Genomic DNA, 15,796 nt, shown 5'->3' with positions numbered 1-15,796 from the left:
CCAACGGCTAATTTCTTTATGGTTTATCCTCTCATAAAAAGATGGGTATAAACTTCTATGGCCTGTTCCCAACGGTCTTTACACATAAAAATCAAAAATAAATTACGTTTTAATGCTGAAATAATTATGAAGAGAATTTTCATGATCATGACTTTATGCGCCTTAGTTTTTGCAGGCTGCAACTCTAAAAAAGAAGAAGAAAAAGAGGAAAAAACCAAATTTGTGGTTACTACTCCAATTGAAAAAGATACTACCATTACAAAAGATTACGTATCGCAGATACACTCTATACAACATATTGAAATTAGAGCGCAAGAGCGCGGTTATCTTGAAAAAATTTATGTAGATGAAGGACAAATGGTTAAAAAAGGCCAATTGTTATTTAAAATCATGCCTGCACTTTACGAGGCAGAATTAAAAAAATCGAAAGCAGAAGTAAGTTTCAGTTCGATTGAATACCAAAACGCGAAAAAACTAGCCGACGAAAAGGTGGTTTCTCCAAACGAACTGGCAATGGCAAAAGCGAAACTAGAAAAAGCAAATGCTGAAATGGCTTTAAGCAAAGTGCATCTTCAGTTTACCGAAATCAGAGCACCTTTTGACGGAATCATCGATAAATTTCACGTTCGCCAAGGAAGTTTGGTTGACGAAGGAGAATTGCTTACAGAACTGGCAGACAACAGTTCAATGTGGGTGTATTACAATGTTCCAGAATCTGAATATTTAGACTATCAGGAAAAAGCAGGAAAAAGTGGAAAAATGAAAGTGAATCTATTAATGGCTAACAATAAAAAATTCCAATATCCTGGAATTGTAGAAACCATTGAAGCTGATTTTGATAACGAAACTGGAAACATACCTTTTAGAGCTACTTTCCCAAATCCGAAAAGATTATTGAGACACGGAGAAACAGGAAGCATTCAAATGCCTATTGATTTGAAAAATGCAATGCTAATTCCGCAGAAAGCGACTTTTGAGGTTTTAGATAAAAAATATGTGTATGTAATTGACCAAAACAATGCTGTAAAATCTAGAGAGGTTGTAATTGCTGCAGAAATGCCGCATTTATTTGTAATAAAAGAAGGATTGTCTATTCATGACAAAATCCTTTTAGAGGGGCTTCGTCTTGTAAAAGAAAATGAAAAAATAAACTACGAAGTGGTAAAACCTCAATCGGTTCTGTCCAATTTAGAACTATATGCAGAATAACCGAATCTAAAAGAAAAAAAAATGTTTAATAAATTTATACATAGACCCGTTTTTGCAATTATAATCTCGATTATAATTGTATTTATAGGTACGCTGTCGATCAAGCAGCTTCCTATTTCGCAATTCCCACAAATTGCGCCCACAACCGTAAATATCTTTATTGCTTATCCAGGAGCTAGTGCCGATGTATTGGTAAAGTCGACTTTGATTACCTTAGAGAATTCGCTTAACGGTACGCAAGGTGTGCGTTATATGGCAACAGATGCAACGAGTGCCGGAGAAGCAACACTTAGAATCATATTTGAACCGGGAACCGATCCTAATGAAGCTGTAATTAGAGTGAAAACAAGAGTCGATCAGGTAATGCCATTATTACCTGAACTGGTTCAGCGTGAAGGAGTTGTTATTACGCCTATTCAGCCGAGTATGTTGATGTATGTGAATCTTTATTCGAAAAGCAAAAGCATGGATGAGAAGTTTCTCTACAACTATGCCGACGTAAAAATGATTCCAGAAATCAGCCGTGTAAAAGGTGTTGCAAGAACTCAAATATTAGGAAGCCGTAAATATGCCATGCGTGTTTGGTTGAATCCTGATAGAATGCGAGCTTATAAAATTTCTGTTGAAGAAGTTATGGAAGCTTTGCAAGAACAAAGTATCATTGGGCGTCCAGGTCGATTAGGACAAAGTTCTGGTATCGCAGCACAGTCTTTAGAATATGTACTAACATACAAAGGCCGATACAACGAACCTAAAGAATATGAAAATGTAATTGTACGTGCCAATTCTGAAGGTGAAAGCATTCGCTTAAAAGACATTGCAAAAGTAGAACTTGGAAGTGAATTCTTTGACATCTACTCAAACCTTGATGGTCATCCTTCTGCCGCAATTGTATTAAAACAAAACTACGGAAGTAACGCCAGTGATGTAATTAATGATGTGAAAGCGAAGCTGGAAGAAATGAAAGCTAGTTTTCCTCCAGGAATGGATTATAAAATTAGTTATGACGTTTCGCAATTCTTAGATGCTTCTATTGATCAGGTAGTTCATACTTTAAGAGATGCCTTTATTTTGGTTGCCTTAGTGGTATTTATATTTTTAGGAGATTGGCGTTCGACCTTAATTCCAATTATTGCTGTTCCTGTTTCATTAGTTGGAGCTTTCTTTGTGATCCAGATGTTTGGAATGTCAATCAACTTGGTAACCTTGTTCTCATTAGTATTAGCAATCGGAATTGTGGTTGATAACGCCATTGTCGTCGTCGAGGCCGTCCATGCCAAGTTTGAAGAATTTCCGCATATTACGCCTTATCAAGCTGTGAAATTAGTGTTGGGCGAAATTGGAGGCGCTATTATTGCCATTACAGCCGTTATGGTATCGGTTTTTATCCCCGTTTCGTTTATGTCGGGTCCAGTTGGAACTTTCTACAGACAGTTTTCGGTTACCATGTCAAGTTCGATTATCATTTCGGCAATTGTAGCTTTGACCCTTACTCCTGTTCTATGCGCGATTCTTTTGAAAAACAATCACGGAAAAGAGAAAAAAGGAAATATATTGACTAAATCTCTTGATGCTTTTAACAGATGGTTTGAAAGACTTACAGGCCGTTATGTTGTGGTCTTAAAAACAATTGTAAGCCGAAGAGTTTTAACTTTCGGAATTCTAATTGCGTTCTGTGCTTTTATCTTTATCGAAAACAAAGTGCTTCCTTCAGGATTTATTCCAAGTGAAGATCAGGGAACTATCTACGGAATCATTCAAACTCCCCCTGGAGCAACTTTAGAAAGAACCAATCAGGTAGCTCAGAAACTACAGAAAATCTGTGAAAAAGTAGAAGGTGTAGAATCGGTTTCTTCGTTGGCAGGTTACGAAATCATGACGGAAGGTCGTGGTTCTAATGCCGGAACGTGTTTGATTAACTTGAAATCATGGTCGGATAGAAAACATTCTGTTACAGAAATCATGGAAGAGTTAGAAAAGAAATCTAAAGATCTGGGGGCTGTTGTAGAGTTTTTTGAACCGCCTGCAATTCCTGGATTTGGTTCTTCTGGAGGTTTTTCTATGCGTTTATTGGATAAAACAACCAGTACCAATTATCAGGAATTTGATAAAATCAACAAGCAGTTTATGGCAGAATTGGGCAAACGCAAAGAGCTTTCTGGTTTGTTTACTTTCTTCGCTGCCAATTATCCGCAGTATGAATTGGAGATCAATAATGATTTAGCGATGCAAAAAGGCGTTTCTATTGGTAAAGCAATGGAAAACCTCAACATTCTAATTGGAAGTACGTACGAACAAGGATTCATTAAATTTGGACGTTTCTTTAAAGTGTATGTGCAATCAGATCCAAAATTCAGAAGACTTCCGTCAGATGTATTGAATCTCTTTGTGAAAAATGATCACGGAGAAATGGTGCCTTACTCTGCTTTTATGACGCTTAAGAAAACACAAGGGCCTAATGAGATCACGCGTTACAACATGTACAATTCTGCTGCTATTCAGGGTCAGCCTGCAAAAGGATACACCACGGCAGATGCCATTAAAGCGGTACAGGAAACAGCGCTTAAAACACTGCCTAAAGGATATGATATTGCATGGGAAGGTCTTTCTTATGATGAAGCTGGAAGAGGTAACGAGTCGCTTTATATCTTCTTAGTTGTATTGGCATTCGTTTATTTTGTATTGGCTGCACAATATGAAAGTTTTATTATTCCGCTGTCTGTAATTTTATCAATTCCGGTTGGAATTTTAGGTTCGTTTGTCATTCTTCAAATGATGGGCTTGCAAAACGATATTTACGCCCAAATCGGATTAATTATGTTGGTTGGTCTTCTCGGTAAAAATGCCGTATTGATTGTCGAATTTGCCGTCCTCAAACATCAGCAGGGCGCTACCATTCTCGAAGCGGCTATTGAAGGTGCAAAAGTTCGTTTTAGACCGATTTTAATGACTTCGTTTGCCTTTATTGCTGGTTTGATTCCGTTAATTTTTGCTTCTGGCGCAGGTGCAATTGGTAACCGAACTATTGGAGGTTCTGCACTTGGCGGAATGCTTTTCGGAACCATTTTCGGGGTAATTATAGTTCCTGGACTATATTACATTTTTGGTTCGATGGCAGAAGGCAGAAAATTAATTAAAGGAGAAGAAGAAAGTTCATTATCTGATGATTTTATGCATCATGTAGATGATTTTTCAAAAAACAATCAAACGGAGGAAAATGAAGAATAATAAAAATATAAAATACGCAGGTATTGCCTGCGTATTACTCACCATAGCAGGCTGTAAAACACCTGCTGTTGTGGAGAGAGCAGAAAACAAAACGGTACCTGAAAACTATGCCAATACCGGTTTAGACACTCTAAATACGGGAAAAGTAAAATGGAGAAGTTATTTTACCGATGAAAATTTAGAAAATCTGATTGATATCGCATTAAAAAACAATCAGGAATTGAATATTACGCTTCAAGAAATTGAAATTGCAAAAAGCGAAGTAAGAGCGCGTAAAGGAGAATATCTGCCTTTTGTAGGTTTTGCTGCTGGTGCTGATGTTACAAAATCTGGACGATATACCAGTACAGGTTCGGGCGAAGCTACAACGGAGATTATGCCAGGCAAAGAAACTCCAGATCCGCTTCCAAATTTTCGATTTGCGCTTACTTCAAGTTGGGAAATAGACATTTGGAACAAATTGCATAATGCAAAAAAAGCCGCTTTAAACCGTTATTTAGGTTCTATTGAGGGAAAGAATTTTGTTGTCACCAATTTGATTGCAGAAATAGCCGATTCGTATTACGAGCTTTTAGCATTGGATAATCAATTAGAAATTATCAAACAAAATATTGATATTCAAAACAATGCTTTAAAAGTGGTGAAAATTCAAAAAGAAGCGGCAAGAGTTAACGAATTAGCCGTGCGTAGATTTGAAGCTCAAATTTTAAGCACGCAAAGTCTGCAGTTTGACATTCAGCAGCAGATTACGGAAACGGAGAATAAAATCAATTTCCTTTTAGGACGTTTTCCTCAAAAAATTGCTAGAAACAGCAGTACTTTCAGCACTTTAGTTCCTGCAGATGTTCATGCAGGAGTACCGTCTCAGCTTCTGGAAAATCGTCCAGACATTAAAAAAGCAGAAATGGAATTAATAGCTGCAAAACTGGATATTAAAGCCGCAAAAGCTAGATTTTATCCCTCACTTGGCATTTCAGCAGGAATTGGATATGAAGCTTTTAATATGAAGTATATATTGACTTCTCCAGAATCTTTATTGTATTCTTTAGCGGGCGATTTGGTTGCTCCTTTAATTAATAGAAATGCTATTAAAGCAGAATATATTAGTGCTGGTGCTAAACAAATTCAGGCGGTTTACAATTATGAACGAACTTTAGTAAATGCTTACGTAGAAGTTGCTAATCAGTTATCTAAAATTCAGAATACTGCTCAGAGTTATGATTTAAAATCAAAACAAGTCGATGCCTTAAACGAATCTGTTCAAATTTCGAACAACTTGTTTAGTTCTGCCCGCGCAGATTATATGGAAGTACTTTTGACTCAGAAAGATGCTTTAGAATCTAAGTTCGAACTTATCGAAACCAAAAAACAGCAGATGAATGCCTTCGTAAATGTTTACAGAGCATTGGGAGGCGGCTGGAATTAATAGTTTTTATTTTTTATTTTTTGAAAAGGAGATCAGTTGTAAAAACCGATCTCCTTTTCTTCTTTATAACTCGGTTTCAAAAGGATTGATAAAAATCTAAACGATATATTAGTTATCTTTAATCGGTATAATTATTTTGCTATATGAAATTATTGCAGCATATATTAAAATGCAATTTAGAAATTACTCATTTTGCTCTGGTAATGAGTTTTATTAATTTTCTATTCTTTCACTTTCCTTTCTTTAATTTTGTGTTTAGCAATATTGATTATAAAAGTTTTAATGGAATAATAATTATTATTAGTCTTGTAGTAGCGATGATTGCTGCAAACTTCTTTGCTTTCTACCTATTCCTCTTTATATCCCGATACTTTGGAAAATTCCTGCTCATACTATTTTTCAATATCAATGCATTAGCCATTTATTTTATAAATACTTACAGCATTATTATAGACGAAAGTATGGTGGGCAATGTATTGAATACCAATTATGATGAATCAAGTCGTTTTTTCTCCATTAAAATGGTCATTTACCTTATTTTCTTAGGCATTTTACCAAGCATTTACATCATCAAAACTAAAATTGTAAACGTATCTGCTAAAAAGTTTTTTAAGACATTTTCGCTAACACTGCTTTTCCTTCTTGTTCTAATATTTGTAAATGCTGGAAACTGGCTTTGGATTGATAAAAATTCTAAAACTTTGGGAGGATTGGCAATGCCTTGGTCGTATTCTGTAAACACTACTCTCTTTTATATTCATAAACATAAAAGAAACGAAAAGGAAATTTTGTTGCCAAAGGCCATTATAAAAGACCATAAAAAAGCTGTTGTTATTTTAGTTATTGGGGAATCAGCACGAAGTGAGAATTTTTCTTTATACGGATATAAAAAGAATACAAACCCATATCTTTCTAAAACCGAAAATCTCTATCATTTTAATGCTACATCTTCTGCAACCTACACTACTGGTGGCGTAAAAGCTATTTTAGATTATAAAAAAACCGATGATCTTTATGAGATTCTACCTAATTATTTATATCGTAATGATGTAGATGTTGTTTGGAGAACTACAAACTGGGGAGAACCGCCTGTACACATTAAAAATTATCAAAAAAGAGAAAACCTAATGCCTAATTGTAAAGGCGAAGCATGCAATTATGATGAAATTCTTTTGACTGGATTAAAAGAACAAATATTGGCAAGCACAAAAGATAAAATACTAATTATACTGCATACCAGCACTAGTCATGGTCCAACATACAGCAAAAAATATCCGCCACAATTTGAAACATTCAAACCAGTCTGCAATAGCGTAGAATTAGGAAATTGTTCGCAAACCGAATTAATAAATGCCTACGACAATACTATTGTTTACACCGATTACATCTTACATAATGTAATTGAAGATTTAAAACAATTAAAAGAGTACAACAGTACAATGTTGTTTGTTTCAGATCATGGGGAATCATTAGGAGAAAAAAATCTTTACATGCATGGTCTTCCTTTAAGTATTGCGCCAAAAGAACAGTATGAAATTCCTTTTATTGTTTGGGTTTCTAATGATTCAATCAAGCTTAAACCTAATCAGATGCTTTCACAACAGAATGTTTTTCACAGCGTATTGAAGTTCTTAAATATCGAAAGTCCTATCCATGATGAAAATTTAAATATTTTTAAATAATTTGCGTAAATATGGATTTTTATTTCTTCTCGCTATACTTTGCAAACATTAGACGCATTGTTTTTAAATCAAGAACATCCATGTCCATAAGTTGTAAAGATTTAACCATTTTGAGAGTAGAATTTTTGTAGAGCAAAAAATGTGGTGTTTTTAAATGCGCTTCATAGGATTCGTTATCTGCATAAATTTCCAGAATTCTAATCTGGGGAGAATTTTCTTTTCTAAACATAGGCAAAATGGCAATTACCCCAGACTCTACTTGAACGGCTAATTGGGCTTCTTCTTTGAGTATTGCTTTATATTGGTCCAGATATTCTGGAAACACTTCGATTTCAGCAATTCGAACGATTTGATTTTTGTTTTGTCCCATTATTCCAATAGAGAAAAAAAATACTAGCAATAAAAGGTTTGTTTTCTTAAAAAGTATATTCATAAATAACAATTTACATTTTCATAGTCTTCATCAGAAACAGCTTTCAACCATGCGACATTTATATAAGTCTTAATGCTAACGAAGCCCCAGATTTGTATAATCCCAAGCTCTGTCACCAGAAATGCTCCACTCCGAATCACTAGCGGTAGTTCCTTTACCTTTAGCCCAATCTGGATTAGGATCTTTTACAGTTGCTTTTCTCCAAATTGTTCTATTGCGTGTATCTTTAGTTTCTCCTGCAATAGTCCACATAAAATTATTACGGCTGCTGCTGCTTCCTCCTGAAGTTACACGTGCCACATTCGGACTTCCGAAGGAGTCTATAATACTGTATGTTTCACCATTAAGTGTATATTTTCCTGCAGAATCTTTTTTTAGAAGAGCAATACCGCTATTACCGCTCAATTGCAAAGGCTTGCTTGCATCTGCATTGGCACTGCTTGTAGTTCCCCAATCAATATCTCGTTTTACAGCAGTTGCATTGGCTTGAGGAGAAGCTATAACATAACATTTCCCTTTTTCTAGTGATCCGGTCAATAGCAAATAATTTGAACTGCTGGTAAAACTCCAATCCGTCAAGGTACTTTCATCTGTCGTAGCCTGATAGCCAATTGCATATTTAGACAAATCTGCCGTGCTTCCCGTACCGTTATACAATTCAACATAATGATTTCTTACTCCTCCTGCATTACCATCTGTATTAATAAATGTTGCTATTTCTGTTATAAGAAGATCTTTTCCTTCGTCTGGTGATGGCGGTTCTGGAGCTGGTCCCGAAAAATCTATATTTGAGTCGCATCCAGCCATCAATAAGGCAATCGCTAATATTTTTAGTGCTTTCATAACAGTCAATTTAAAATGAAATTTGTACCGCAAGGTTATTTATCCACGTTGTTTTATTTTGACCAGTTCCGTTTTGGTCTATATAAGTCGCATTAATTCCAAATTTCAACGCGTTTTTCATCATGTATTTATTAAATGCCATAGTATACCAATGTTGCGTCTGAATGATCGATGTTGCGACATCAAACTCTGGTTTCACATAAGAATAGCGTCCTTCAAATGCCCAACCATCATGTGTTACATATGAAGACTGAAGATTAATTGCGCTTCCCATACTATATTTAGCAGAAGCATTTTCTGGTGTAAGCCTTACAGTAGCCGCTGCATCAGTAAATAAATCTTTTCCATGGATCGAGGCATCCATATATTCTCCAACAAAAGCAAAACCGTTATACTTGAATATAAAATCTACTACAAATTTATTATAGTTGGCAAAAGCTGCGTCTCCATTTTCGTCGTAAATGCCAGAAACAGTACCATTGCCCGCGCCTATAGAATTACTAGTTTTTACATTATAACTTTCTGCAACACCAATAGCAAGTTTTGGTTTTGGTTCACGATAAATATCTTGAGAAATAAAAGCATTATTTTTAATGAAATCTCCCAATGGCATCAAATCGATTCTTCCGCCGTATTTTAAACCAGAATTGCTTACTGGATCAAAAAAACTTTGTCCTTCACCTGTAGTAATGGATACAGACGGATACAATCTCATTTTATTAATATTAAAATTGGTTTCAAAAAACAAACCTCCTTCTCGAGTTGTACCTACAAAGTTTTGCATCAAACCGCCATAGATACTTCCATCATTGGATTTTCCTGAAATGGTTGGAGCCATTACCGAAGCATATCTCTCATCTGCCATTGCAAGACGGTTATTAGTGTTAGTTTGGCGTTGGCCAAATACCAATCTGTATTTTTTATTCTTGCTGGCATATCCAATCCATCCTTCTAATATACCGGTTGTACCTGTAAAATCAGATAAAATCGCCATAGTAAGTCTGTTATCATAAGCCGAAAAATTCAAGCCAAGACGCACCAGGTTAAGAGATAGCTGTTCTGTATTTGTTGTCACATCTTCGACGTCTTCGCTCTTGAGCTGAAAACCAGGCTGAAGCGTGGCATTAATATTAAAAACAAATTTGTCTTTTTTGCTAAGCGTTATAAATGTTCCGTCTCCTGCAACATAACGAACATTTGAGTCAGATTTTCCTACCTCAGACACTTGCGCACGTAACGATTGAGAAGCAATTGCTAATGTGCAAAATATAAACAGGGAGTATTTTAATTTCATGCTGTTATTATTTAGTGGATAATTGAGATAATTGTTCACGAGATATACGATATATCGGAATCAGATTTTCTTTGCTTTTCTTTCTGATAATTTTATTGGTATACAGAGAATTAGAACCATCAGGTTCTATGAGATCTGCTATTACATTGCTCATGGCCTGTTGAGAATCGATAACAAGAGCACCTTCTGGTATAGAAACGGTCTCTTTTATAATAATTATTTGCCCATTTTCATTTACAGAGTATTGTTCTGCTTCATTAATTTGAGAAGGCTGTGTTGTTGTTTTAACCGAAACGCCCGACACTGAAAGTACTTTTTTTGCTTTTTCAGATGCGGGAAAAATCAAAAATGCGCCTGGTTTTGGTCGTTCTATAATAGGAGTCTGATTGACATTGTAATTAGCATTAAAAACAATCGTCGTATCAGAAACTTTACATTTATCTACAAAATGATAATCTCTTTGAATTGTTTCGGGTTTTGAAGTAACTACCGAAAGTCTTGTTCCTTCGACAGCATTTTTGGTTGCCGTTTTAACAACCTCTTTTATTTCAGCCTCATTATCATGCGCTATTTTTAGATAAGACAAGGCTGTAAGAGCAGAAGTTTCGATTCTCCTTTTAGCCGATTTTTCCTTTTCTGATAATCCGCGAATTTCCATTAGCATTGAAATCCTGTTTTGCAAAGCATAGTTGGTTGCACTCGAACGTGAAGCAATTCCTCCTATATTTAACCAGACTTGATTGTCTTTCATAAACGTCGTGCAATAATCAGCTACTCTTCGGCCTTTACCTATTAAAAAAGTTTTGGTAGGTTCTACAAATACATTTTTAACCATACTTCGAATTGCTGGATCTACATTTAGATTTCCTGTATAGAGAAATAAAATATCATATGCCGAAGTATAACAATCATTCAATTCTCTGAAATCCATTCTAGCTGGCGAGAATTCATGAAAGTCTATTACCACATGAGGATCAAACTTGTTAATTTCGATTTTCAGATTAACGCTTTCTTTTGCGTTCAGAATCGTAAGATCTCTGTTTAAATCGGTGCTATTGTTGCTTGCTCTAGTTTCGGCAGTTCGCCCATCTGCGTTTACCATTGGTATGACTTGCAGAATAACTTTATCCAATAAAGCTGTATTTGCAGGATCATTCGTTACCAAATACATTAAATATAGCATTCCGTCTGTCGATAAAGGCTCGTTACCGTGAATACCGCCAATAAAAGTAACTCTCAGCTTATCTTGATCTGCAATTTTACTTTTACGAGTCAATAAAACCATTGGCTGGTTTTTTCCTTTTTGAGTTGTTCCAATCGAACCAACCGTCATGATATCTGAATGCTTGGCTGCCAATTCCTGAATAAATGCAATTACATCTTTATACTGCGTAAAGTAATTGAACACCGGATTGCCTTTTGTAATAGGCACTGGCATATCATGTGTCGGATCTGGAAAATATTTTTGATAAATATCTTCTGTTTGTCCCTGCATTAGCGAGACAAAACAGATTGTAAACAAGATAATTAATAGTGACTTTTTCATTTTCCCTATAATTGAATAGTAAACATTATTTGACCGTATATATTTCCTTTTACATCAGGCGTTTTCAGCATGTCTTTGTATTCCTGATAACCTACTTCTGTCTGCAGTTTTAAATTGTGCCCGCTAAAATAAAATGTTCCAACACAACTATAATAGCGGTTCATATCTGCAAAATTGGACGAGTTGGGATCATTTTCCAGATAAGAATATCTGCCAGATAAAGCAAATGTGCTAAAGCAGTAGCCTACTTGCACATTAAATCCGCTTCCAACATTTAGTCGGCTAAGCACTGTTTTTTCAATCTGTTCTGGAGTTTGCCCAGTATAAGGCGTAAATTTTCCGCTCGTGCTAAATTCTCCTGCAATGCCAGATGGCACTGTGGCATGCGTATAAACATATTCGCCTAAAGAATACCAACCGCGGTATTTGAACATATAATCGATTCCTGTTTTTATCAAATCTGGCAAGAGTTCATTTTGATTGGCATCTCCGTAAATATATCTTCCTCCGTTTGTGCCTTTTGCCGAGCTAATACCGTCATTGTAGCTAAATGTTGGTCCAATAATTAACTTTGGCAGACGTTCGTGCACTAAATCATCCATAAAATATTCGCCACCTTTAGTGAAAGTTCCAAAAGGAAGATAATCTAAACGAATACCATATCGAAGTCCGCCATAATTCTTTTGCAAGGCAGAAGTTCCGTCTCCTGTAGTAACAGAAACATACGGTTTTAGTACATTCCCTCCAAAACGGTATATTCCATAATATCGAATTCCATAATCAAATATTGGGTCAAAAGCGGTAGAAATAGCACTTCTCTCAATAAACCCGAGTGATTCCCCTTCTATCCTAGCTTCACGCGAATCGTCGTAATTGGCACGTACCCCAAAGTTGATACGGTGATTGGGAGTTGGCCTATATTCTATCAATGCGTCTTGCAATGTACCATTATACGAACGTGAGCCTGTTGTAGTACTTTGATAATTTCCAACTAAGTTGACACGAAGTCTTACATAAACTTTTTCATTAAATAAGGTCCCTCTAAAATTGAATCTCGCTCTTCGCATATTAAACTCTGAGCTATAAGTATCAAAATCATCGGTAGAACTTACGCCTGCCAATAGCTGTAAACTTTGCGTGAAGTTAAGCCAAGTGCTCGCAGACTCCAAAGTCAATCCATCGCCTAGTGCGTAGCCTTTTTTCAAACGCATGGCTTCAGACGTATCATCGGTTTGAACTGTCTGCTCAGAATCAATGTCGTTCTTTACCTCCATTTCGTCATCTTCTTGTGCCATTGCCAAGTAGCAGTTTGAGAAGAATAACAGCAATAAGAATAGTTTTATTTTCATATTTATCTAATCTTTCTTTTCAAAACTTCCTCGTACTAGAATTTCCTTATCTTTCATCATTACTCTTCCGCGAGCTATGACGTCGGTCAAATCAAAATTAGAATCAAACAGACATAAATCGGCATCACTTCCTACAAAAACGCTTCCTTTATACTTGAGTGATAAGTTACGCGCAGGGCCTGATGTAACCAATTGAATAGCTTGTCCTATTGGCATATTGGCTTCTTTTACTAATTTTTGTACCTGTATTAAATTCAGATCAATAGGCGCTTTTTTAAAGCCTATCAAATTACCGTCTTTATCGTTGACTCCTAAACCAGCATTTCCGTCACTGCTGAAAGTCATATTCTCCATCGGAACACCTTTTTTAAGCGCATAAAGCACTTGTTTGTAAGGTTCGTCAAATTTTGTTCCGCCTGTAGTGATATCAATCATGCCTCCTAGTTTGGCAAAACGAATGGCTTCTTCAAATAAAGGAGCTGTTCTGCCCACATGGGTTGGCGATATATTTCTAATTGGAAAATCGTACTGTTCGACCAAATCGAGCAATAACTGCATATGCGTTTTGAGCGCTCCAAGATGCACGTGCATAATTCCTTTTTTGCCTGATGTAAGACCGCCTACATGCACATCTTTCAAAATAGCGAGCAGTTCTTTTGCTGTTGGAAAAGACGAGCGCTCATCGCTAAGTGCTACTTTGCATCCTAATACTTTATCTATAAACAGCATATCTTCTAGGACTGTGCCCATCATTGTAATTGGAGGCAGACCAAAATAGCTGGTAAGCATATAAGCTGTAATTCCCTCGTTGTCTAGCGCTTTGGTTTTCGCGTAAAGCGATTTCAAACTTTTAGTAGCGCCATCAGTACCTAGCAATCCAACTACAGTTGTTGTTCCGCAGCTAATAAACTCACTCAAAGTAATTTCTGGTGTAAGCGAATGAAAACCATGCTTACCTCCTGCGCCTGTAATGTGCACATGCTGGTCTATAAAACCCGGAGTTACTATTTTTCCGTTGGCGTCAATAATCTCAAGATCGGGAAGATTCAGACTTAGATGATCATCAATCAATGCGATTTTCTCTCCGCAAATCAGGATATCTTTTTTCCCTACTGATTCTGGAGCATATAGGACTGAATTTTTTATTAGTTTAAACATCTTTATTTATTTTTTAAATAAAATAATGAAACACAAGCATAAACAATAAACCTACACACATGGGAATTGTATTGCGCTTGGCCAGATCCATTGGCTGGACATCCGCAATTTTTGCAATACCAACGATTACGCCGGCAATTGGCGATACAGCTCTTCCCATGCTTGACGAAAGCTGCATCGGCAGAATAATTCCTGCAGCTGATGTATTAAATTTGGCGGCGATACCAGGAACAAGCGGCGAAAAAGAAAAGAAAGAAGCATTACCGCTGCCCATAAGTATAGACGCTAGAAAAATTATAATGGTCATTAATATTCCAATACCCACGATTCCTAGTCCTAAACTCATTGAAACATTCGTTAAACTATTAATAAACCCAAGTGATATTAAACCGTTTGCAAATATTTCTGCGCAAACAATTAGAGTAACTACAGATGCGAACACTTTTCCCATTCCTTCCCAAAATATTTTAAACGATTCAAAAACGTCTTTTATATTTCGCAACCTAATCATTTCCATTATCATCGTAATAATTAAACAAATCAACATAGCTGTTGTAGTGTCTAGATGAACAGGATCACTTAAAATGTGTATGATTGGAGAAAAAATAATTAAAAGTAATAATGGTAAAACAGGCAATACAGCGTAAATCAAAGGTGTTTTTAAAACAATCTCATCTGGATTATATTTTTCATGATGTTCTGGCGGCAATTTTTGATCATAATATCGGTTTACAAAAAAATACACAATCATAAGAAGTGTAGTCATCGGAATTACAAGAGGCAGCTGATACTTCAGAAAGTATTCTACATTATGCATATCCAACAGCTGAGAGGCTCGCGCGGTATTTGCAGATGCAGGTCCCATATCAAAAACAGTACAGGCAGAAATGACAGCGACAGCAGAAACTCTGCTTACACCCAACGAAATAAGTATTGGAAAAAATGAGGCTACCAATAATAAACCAAGTCCCGTTGCTGATGGTGTGCAAATAAATAGAACCTGACCAATAGGTATTACTATAGAAGCTGCAACATAGGGATATTTTTTAAAAATCGCTAGCGGCTTAACCGCAACATGCACTAAAGCATCACTAGCGCCAATTGCTTTCATATAGGCTACAAATCCGCCAATTGTCATAATCATGAGCCCCACATTAGCAGTTTTATCAGACAATGACTCCTGTAAACGTTTAAATAAATCAAATACAAAAACACCCGTTGGTTGAGCTACTGGAGCAACTTTGAAGTTTAATAAAGGCGCAATGATAATCATCAATAATCCGATGAAAAGAAGAACAGCTTGCGGATTGTACTTTTTCACAAGCAGATAAGCTGTAACAGCTATAAACAAAATACTAACAACCAAGCCTAATTCATTCATAAACAATTACATATGTAAGACAAGAGAAATATTTGAATTAAATTTAGCATTTTTTTTATTTTATTTTAACAGTCTTCTAAGAATTAGAAATTACTCAAATAAAACCTCAAATAATGTCTTTATTCTAAATTAAAATCAAAATAGAAGCACATTTTTATAAAATAAATCAAAAAAAAGAGCTTTTTTCTCACACATTAATTCTCTACAAAATCAAACTACTGATTATAAAAACACTTAAAAAATATCA

General features: G+C 35.9%; 11 protein-coding genes. 4 read left to right on the top strand and 7 right to left on the bottom strand.

All coding sequences use genetic code 11. From position 1 onward, the window contains the following. Nucleotides 1-126: 126 nt before the first annotated feature. From ABTV69_RS15780 to eptA, 4 genes are all read left to right on the top strand, one after another. Nucleotides 127-1,209, top strand: a complete 1,083-nt coding sequence (locus ABTV69_RS15780; protein ID WP_433830410.1) for an efflux RND transporter periplasmic adaptor subunit — start codon at nt 127-129, stop codon at nt 1,207-1,209. 21 nt (nt 1,210-1,230) lie between these two features. Further along, complete coding sequence (locus tag ABTV69_RS15775) at nt 1,231-4,437, top strand: efflux RND transporter permease subunit (protein ID WP_433830408.1); 3,207 nt, start codon at nt 1,231-1,233, stop codon at nt 4,435-4,437. Beyond that, nucleotides 4,427-5,863: a TolC family protein gene (locus ABTV69_RS15770; protein WP_433830406.1), complete on the top strand. Its 1,437-nt coding sequence runs from the start codon at nt 4,427-4,429 to the stop codon at nt 5,861-5,863. The genes ABTV69_RS15775 and ABTV69_RS15770 overlap by 11 nt, the downstream gene beginning before the upstream one ends. 161 nt (nt 5,864-6,024) lie before the next feature. Then, nucleotides 6,025-7,545 (top strand): phosphoethanolamine--lipid A transferase EptA, encoded by a 1,521-nt coding sequence (gene eptA, locus ABTV69_RS15765; RefSeq protein ID WP_433836718.1) that lies wholly within the window; start codon nt 6,025-6,027, stop codon nt 7,543-7,545. A gap of 19 nt (nt 7,546-7,564) precedes the next feature. On the opposite strand, the gene ABTV69_RS15760 is transcribed toward eptA, so the two are convergent. From ABTV69_RS15760 to dcuC, 7 genes are all read right to left on the bottom strand, one after another. Then, nucleotides 7,565-7,978 carry a putative quinol monooxygenase gene (locus tag ABTV69_RS15760; protein WP_433830404.1) on the bottom strand — a complete coding sequence of 138 codons (414 nt, stop codon included), beginning with the start codon at nt 7,976-7,978 and terminating at the stop codon, nt 7,565-7,567. A 75-nt stretch (nt 7,979-8,053) separates the two neighbouring features. Beyond that, nucleotides 8,054-8,821, bottom strand: coding sequence for a lamin tail domain-containing protein (locus tag ABTV69_RS15755; protein ID WP_433830402.1), 768 nt, complete (start codon nt 8,819-8,821; stop codon nt 8,054-8,056). Between the two features lie 10 nt (nt 8,822-8,831). Further along, nucleotides 8,832-10,115 carry a hypothetical protein gene (locus tag ABTV69_RS15750; protein WP_433830400.1) on the bottom strand — a complete coding sequence of 428 codons (1,284 nt, stop codon included), beginning with the start codon at nt 10,113-10,115 and terminating at the stop codon, nt 8,832-8,834. 7 nt (nt 10,116-10,122) lie between these two features. Next, nucleotides 10,123-11,661 (bottom strand): M14 family zinc carboxypeptidase, encoded by a 1,539-nt coding sequence (locus ABTV69_RS15745; RefSeq protein ID WP_433830398.1) that lies wholly within the window; start codon nt 11,659-11,661, stop codon nt 10,123-10,125. 5 nt (nt 11,662-11,666) lie between these two features. Further along, nucleotides 11,667-13,010, bottom strand: coding sequence for a hypothetical protein (locus ABTV69_RS15740; protein ID WP_433830396.1), 1,344 nt, complete (start codon nt 13,008-13,010; stop codon nt 11,667-11,669). A gap of 6 nt (nt 13,011-13,016) precedes the next feature. Beyond that, on the bottom strand, nt 13,017-14,168 hold the full coding sequence (gene iadA, locus ABTV69_RS15735) for a beta-aspartyl-peptidase (RefSeq protein WP_433830394.1): 1,152 nt from the start codon (nt 14,166-14,168) through the stop codon (nt 13,017-13,019). A 13-nt stretch (nt 14,169-14,181) separates the two neighbouring features. Further along, nucleotides 14,182-15,549 carry a C4-dicarboxylate transporter DcuC gene (dcuC, locus tag ABTV69_RS15730; protein ID WP_433830392.1) on the bottom strand — a complete coding sequence of 456 codons (1,368 nt, stop codon included), beginning with the start codon at nt 15,547-15,549 and terminating at the stop codon, nt 14,182-14,184. Between the last annotated feature and the right edge of the window lie 247 nt (nt 15,550-15,796).

Origin of the sequence: Flavobacterium anhuiense (assembly GCF_050990855.1) — a bacterium.
Lineage (GTDB): Bacteria > Bacteroidota > Bacteroidia > Flavobacteriales > Flavobacteriaceae > Flavobacterium > Flavobacterium anhuiense_C.
This window is presented reverse-complemented; position numbering and strand designations above follow the sequence as displayed.

Excerpts from the sequence above, each read along its gene's own strand:
- ABTV69_RS15780 (WP_433830410.1), top strand. The coding sequence starts at position 127 with ATGAAGAGAATTTTCATGATCATGACTTTATGCGCCTTAGTTTTTGCA.
- ABTV69_RS15775 (WP_433830408.1), top strand. The coding sequence starts at position 1,231 with ATGTTTAATAAATTTATACATAGACCCGTTTTTGCAATTATAATCTCG.
- ABTV69_RS15770 (WP_433830406.1), top strand. The coding sequence starts at position 4,427 with ATGAAGAATAATAAAAATATAAAATACGCAGGTATTGCCTGCGTATTA.
- ABTV69_RS15760 (WP_433830404.1), bottom strand. The coding sequence starts at position 7,978 with ATGAATATACTTTTTAAGAAAACAAACCTTTTATTGCTAGTATTTTTT.
- ABTV69_RS15755 (WP_433830402.1), bottom strand. The coding sequence starts at position 8,821 with ATGAAAGCACTAAAAATATTAGCGATTGCCTTATTGATGGCTGGATGC.
- ABTV69_RS15750 (WP_433830400.1), bottom strand. The coding sequence starts at position 10,115 with ATGAAATTAAAATACTCCCTGTTTATATTTTGCACATTAGCAATTGCT.
- ABTV69_RS15745 (WP_433830398.1), bottom strand. The coding sequence starts at position 11,661 with ATGAAAAAGTCACTATTAATTATCTTGTTTACAATCTGTTTTGTCTCG.
- ABTV69_RS15740 (WP_433830396.1), bottom strand. The coding sequence starts at position 13,010 with ATGAAAATAAAACTATTCTTATTGCTGTTATTCTTCTCAAACTGCTAC.
- iadA (WP_433830394.1), bottom strand. The coding sequence starts at position 14,168 with ATGTTTAAACTAATAAAAAATTCAGTCCTATATGCTCCAGAATCAGTA.
- dcuC (WP_433830392.1), bottom strand. The coding sequence starts at position 15,549 with ATGAATGAATTAGGCTTGGTTGTTAGTATTTTGTTTATAGCTGTTACA.